The sequence below is a fragment of the Aeromicrobium sp. PFPM2_SD2 genome (genome assembly GCF_057364525.1).
This window is the reverse complement of record NZ_JBNFNZ010000785.1, coordinates 1-603: the sequence shown is the minus strand read 5'-3', so window position 1 is coordinate 603 and position 603 is coordinate 1. Positions and strand designations below refer to the sequence as shown.

Genomic DNA, 603 nt, shown 5'->3' with positions numbered 1-603 from the left:
CGCGCGACATGCTCGCCGGCTCCTGACCTCCCGCCCTCGCTGGGCGTGACGTTGTGCACGCCCCGCGCGGCGTGTCGCGGGCGCAACGTCACTCCCAGCGAGGCGGGGCGGTTCCCTAGGATGGGACCCATGAGCTTTTCGCGTCCCGGAGCCATCGACCTGTCGGCCCTGAAGCAGTCCGCCCCGGCGCCCGCCGCGTCCGGCGGGGCCCCCGCCCCCGACGGCGCGAGCTTCGTCGTCGACGTCACCGAGCAGGACTTCCAGCAGGTGGCGCTCGAGGCGTCGCTGCGCCACGTCGTCGTGCTGAGCCTGTGGTCGCCGCGCTCGCCGCAGAGCGGCGAGTTCAACGCCCTGCTGGCCCGGGTCGCCAACTCCTTCGGCGGCCAGCTGCTGCTCGCCCAGGTCGACGTCGACACGAGCCCGGCCATCGCCCAGGCCGTCGGTGCCCAGGGCGTCCCGTTCGTGCTCGGACTCGTCGGCGGGCAGCCGGTGCCGCTGTTCCAGGGCACGGCCGCCGAGGACGAGGTCCGCCGCCTGTTCGAGGAGCTCGTCCGCGTCGCCGTCCAGAACGGCGTGACCGGGCGCGCCGCCCCCGCAGGCCGC

1 protein-coding gene is annotated in these 603 nt (G+C 75.3%); it reads left to right on the top strand.

Going from position 1 to position 603, the window contains the following annotated elements:
* Positions 1-129 precede the first annotated feature (129 nt).
* Positions 130-603: thioredoxin domain-containing protein (locus tag AC2W7G_RS18095; protein ID WP_485869651.1), on the top strand; the 474-nt coding region annotated here is incomplete at its 3' end.